The organism is Catenulispora pinistramenti, assembly GCF_018274385.1.
GTDB classification, from domain to species: domain Bacteria; phylum Actinomycetota; class Actinomycetes; order Streptomycetales; family Catenulisporaceae; genus Catenulispora; species Catenulispora pinistramenti.
The window spans coordinates 1-3,772 of sequence record NZ_JAAFYZ010000411.1; the positions used below are offsets into that span (position 1 = coordinate 1).

The window sequence follows — 3,772 nt, forward strand, 5'->3', positions numbered from 1 at the left end:
CCCAGCCCCAGACCCAGCCCCACACCCAGACCCCGCGCCAGCCGCGCGCCGAGCAGAGCTGGGGCTCCCAGCTCCGCACCCTCATCCGCCGCTACCTCGCCGTCATCGCCGCCGACCGCGGCCACCTGATGCTGTTGGCCACGCTCCCGATGATCATGGGCGTCCTGAGCCTGGCCATCCCGGCGTCCTCCGGACTGGCCGCGGCTTCCGGCGGCGACACGAACACCGACGCCCCGACCGTCCTTCTGGTCCTGGCAGTCGGCGCCTGCCTGACCGGCGCCGCCAACGCGGTCCGTGAACTGATCAAGGAACGCGGCATCTACGACCGAGAACGCGCCGCGGGCCTGTCCCGCTCGGCGTACGTGATGTCCAAGGCGATCGTCCTGGGCGTGATCACCGCGACGCAGACGATCGTGCTGTCGGCGGTGTGCCTGCTGCCCCGCAAGCTCCCGGCGCACGGCCTGCTCATCTCCGGCACCGCGGTCCCCGAGCTGATGCTCGCGGCCGTCCTGCTCGGCGTCACCTCGATGCTGCTCGGCCTGGTGGTCTCGGCGATCGTGCGCACCACCGAGAAGACCATGCCGCTGCTGGTCTTGATCACCATCGTCGAGGTCGTGTTCTGCGGCTCGCTCTTCCCGCTCTTCAACAGCGTCGGCCTGGAACAGCTGGCCTGGCTGTCCCCCTCCCGCTGGGCGGTCGCCGCCGAGGCCGCGACCATCAACCTGCCGGGCATCATGGGCCCGCCCCAGGGCCGCACCACCACCGACCCGCTCTGGCAGCACTCGATCCTGCAGTGGGGCGCGGACATCGGGATGCTCGTCGTCCTCGGCGCGGCCTGCCTGGTGCTGGTACTGCGCCTGCTGCGGCGGCACGAATCCTCGCTGCTGCGCGGCTGCTGAGCCGTCCTCGGCCGATATCCGACCCGAACCGACCCGCGCCACAGCAGTGGCCACCCGCGTCGGAGCCCGCGTCGTCCCGCCCGCCGACGTGACATCGTGAGCGCATGACCGCACCGCACCCGGACCAGCCGCCCGGCCAGTTGATCGTCCTGAGCGGTCCGCCCGGCGCCGGCAAGAGCACGGTGGCCCGGCTGCTCACGGACAGCCTGACGCCGAGCGTCCACCTCCACAGCGACGACTTCTGGCACAACATCAAGCAGGGCTGGATCGCGCCGTACCTGCCCGAGTCCGAACATCAGAACTCCGTCGTGGTGCACGCGGCAGCCGCCGCAGCTGGCATCTACGCGTCCGGCGGCTACCAAGTCATCTACGACGGCGTCGTCGGCCCCTGGTTCATCGACGTCTTCCGCGAAGCAGCCGCCCAACACGGCGTCGCGTTGCACTACGTGATCCTGCGACCGGACCTGGCCACCACGGTCAACCGTGCCATACACCGCACCGGTGACGCGCTCACCGAACCCGAGCCGATCCGCGCGCTCCACAACCAGTTCACCGACCTGGGCAGCTACGAGAGCCATGTCCTGGACCCCTCGCACCTGCCACCCCAAGCGACCGCCGACGCCGTCGCCGAACTCCTCCACAGCGGCAAGGCCATCCTCCAGTGAGATTCCCGACGGCAACCCCGACCCTCCACTGCCCGGCCTGCGACCGCCACTACCCCCTCCCGGACCTGGCCTGGCGCTGCGCCACCTGCCAAGGCGTCCTCGATCTGGCCGGCTTCACCCCGGCCTTCCCGGACCCGACCGCCCTGTCCGGCCGCGCACCCACGCTCTGGCGCTACGCCGAAGCCCTGCCCCTGGCCGAACCCACCGCCATCACCCTCGGCGAGGGCATGACGCCGCTGGTCACCGCGCCCGGCCGACCGGACGTGCGCCTCAAAGTCGACTACCTCATGCCGACCGGCTCGTTCAAAGACCGCGGCGCCGTCATGCTGGTCGCGCTCGCGCAGAACCTGGGCGTCGCGCGCATGGTCGCCGACAGCAGTGGCAACGCCGGCACGGCCATCGCCGCCTACGCCGCCCGCGCATCCATCGCCTGCGACGTCTACGTCCCGGCCGCCACCTCGCCCGGCAAGGTCGCGCAGCTCCGGGCGTACGGCGCCGCCGTCCACCAGATCCCCGGCTCCCGCGAGGACACCGCCGACGCGGCGGCCGAAGCCGCCGACCGCCCCGGCACCCTCTACGCCAGCCACGTCTACAACCCCTACTTCTTCCACGGCACCAAGACCTACGTCTTCGAGCTCTGGGAACAACTCGGCGGCCGCCTCCCACACACCCTGGTCCTCCCGGTCGGCAACGGCACCCTGGTCCTCGGCGCCCACCTCGGCGCGCGCGAACTCCTCGCCGCCGGCCTGATCGACCACCTGCCCCGCATCGTCGCCGTCCAGGCCGCCCCCTGCGCACCGCTCGCCCAAGCCTTCCGCGCCGGACAGCCGGTGCCCGCGCCGATCGTCGCGGAGCCCACCGTCGCGGAGGGCATCGCCATCGCCCGCCCGGCACGCGGCGCGCAGATCCTGGAAGCGATCCGCACTACCGGCGGCGCCATCACGACCGTCACCGACGACCAGGTCAACGCCGCGCACGCGGCCCTGGCCCGTGCCGGTCTTTACGTGGAGCCGACGGGCGCGGCGTGCTGGGCCGCGCTGTCGGCCGGCCTCATCGACGCGCCCGAGTCCGCTTCCAGCCGCGGCCTGCCCGAGTCGCCCTTCGCAGTCGCCCCGCTCTGTGGCAGTGGCCTGAAATCCAAGCCCCCGGCGTCCTAAGGGAGCACTCTGATGATCCGCACGTTCCACGTCGGCGACGGCCCGGCGCTCGCCGCCGTCTGGACCGCGTCCGCCCCCGCCGACCCGATCACCTACCACCGCTTCCGCGACCTGTTCCTCCTCGACCGCAACTTCGACCCGACCGGCCTGCACGTGGCCGTTCTCGACGGCCAGATCGTCGGCGCGGCCTACGCCGTCCGCCGCCTGATAGCCGCAGACGCCGACAACCTGGAGCCCGAGACCGGCTGGATCCCCTTCTTCTTCGTGCATCCAGACCACCGCGACAGCGGCATCGGCCGCGAGTTGCTGACCGCCGCCCTGACCTGGCTCCGCTCCCACGGAAGATCAGAGGTCTTCTTCTCCTCCTACACCCCGAACTACTTCCTCCCCGGCCTCGACGCCGCCCGCTACCCCGAAGCGCTCCACCTGCTGACCACCCTCGGCTTCGAGCGCCACTACGACGCCGTCGCCATGGACCGCAGCCTGGTCGGCTACCAGCTCCCAGCCGAAATCCGTAAGCAGATCAACGCCCTCAGCGCCGACGGCTACCGCCTGGGCACCCCGACCGACGACGAACTGACCGCCCTGATCGCCATCGCAGGCCTCGAATTCAACCCCGACTGGGCCCGCGCGATCCGCGAAGCAGTCGTCGCCGGACTACCCCTGAATCGCATCGTCGTCGCCCGCGGCCCCGCCGGCCGGCTCCTCGGCTGGGCGATGCACGCGACCTACGAAGGAGCGCTGGATCGCTTCGGCCCCTTCGGAGTCGTACCCGCCGCCCGCGGCACCGGCCTCGGCAAAGTCCTACTCCACCTGACGCTCGAACGCATGGTCGCCGCCGGCGCGCACAGCGCCTGGTTCCTGTGGACCGGCAAGGAAACCGCCGCGGGACAGCTGTACCTCAAGACCGGCTTCGACATCACCCGCACGTTCACGATCCTCCGGGCGTCGCTGCTCTCGCCGCCGCCGCTCTTGTCGTCGTCGCCGTTGTCGTAGCACGCCGGCCTCCCGCGCCGAACGTAAACGCCCCCCTCAGCCCCCGGCCCCGAAT

4 protein-coding genes are annotated in these 3,772 nt (G+C 71.4%); all 4 read left to right on the top strand.

The genetic code is table 11. The features are described from left to right. The coding region (locus KGQ19_RS47840) for an ABC transporter permease (protein WP_212022191.1) at nucleotides 1-899 on the top strand (899 nt) is incomplete at its 5' end. A 104-nt stretch (nucleotides 900-1,003) separates the two neighbouring features. Further along, complete coding sequence (locus tag KGQ19_RS47845; RefSeq protein ID WP_212022193.1) at nucleotides 1,004-1,564, top strand: AAA family ATPase; 561 nt, start codon at nucleotides 1,004-1,006, stop codon at nucleotides 1,562-1,564. After that, nucleotides 1,561-2,721: a pyridoxal-phosphate dependent enzyme gene (locus tag KGQ19_RS47850; protein WP_212022195.1), complete on the top strand. Its 1,161-nt coding sequence runs from the start codon at nucleotides 1,561-1,563 to the stop codon at nucleotides 2,719-2,721. The genes KGQ19_RS47845 and KGQ19_RS47850 overlap by 4 nt, the downstream gene beginning before the upstream one ends. Before the next feature lie 12 nt (nucleotides 2,722-2,733). Beyond that, nucleotides 2,734-3,717 carry a GNAT family N-acetyltransferase gene (locus KGQ19_RS47855; RefSeq protein ID WP_212022197.1) on the top strand — a complete coding sequence of 328 codons (984 nt, stop codon included), beginning with the start codon at nucleotides 2,734-2,736 and terminating at the stop codon, nucleotides 3,715-3,717. Nucleotides 3,718-3,772 lie beyond the last annotated feature (55 nt).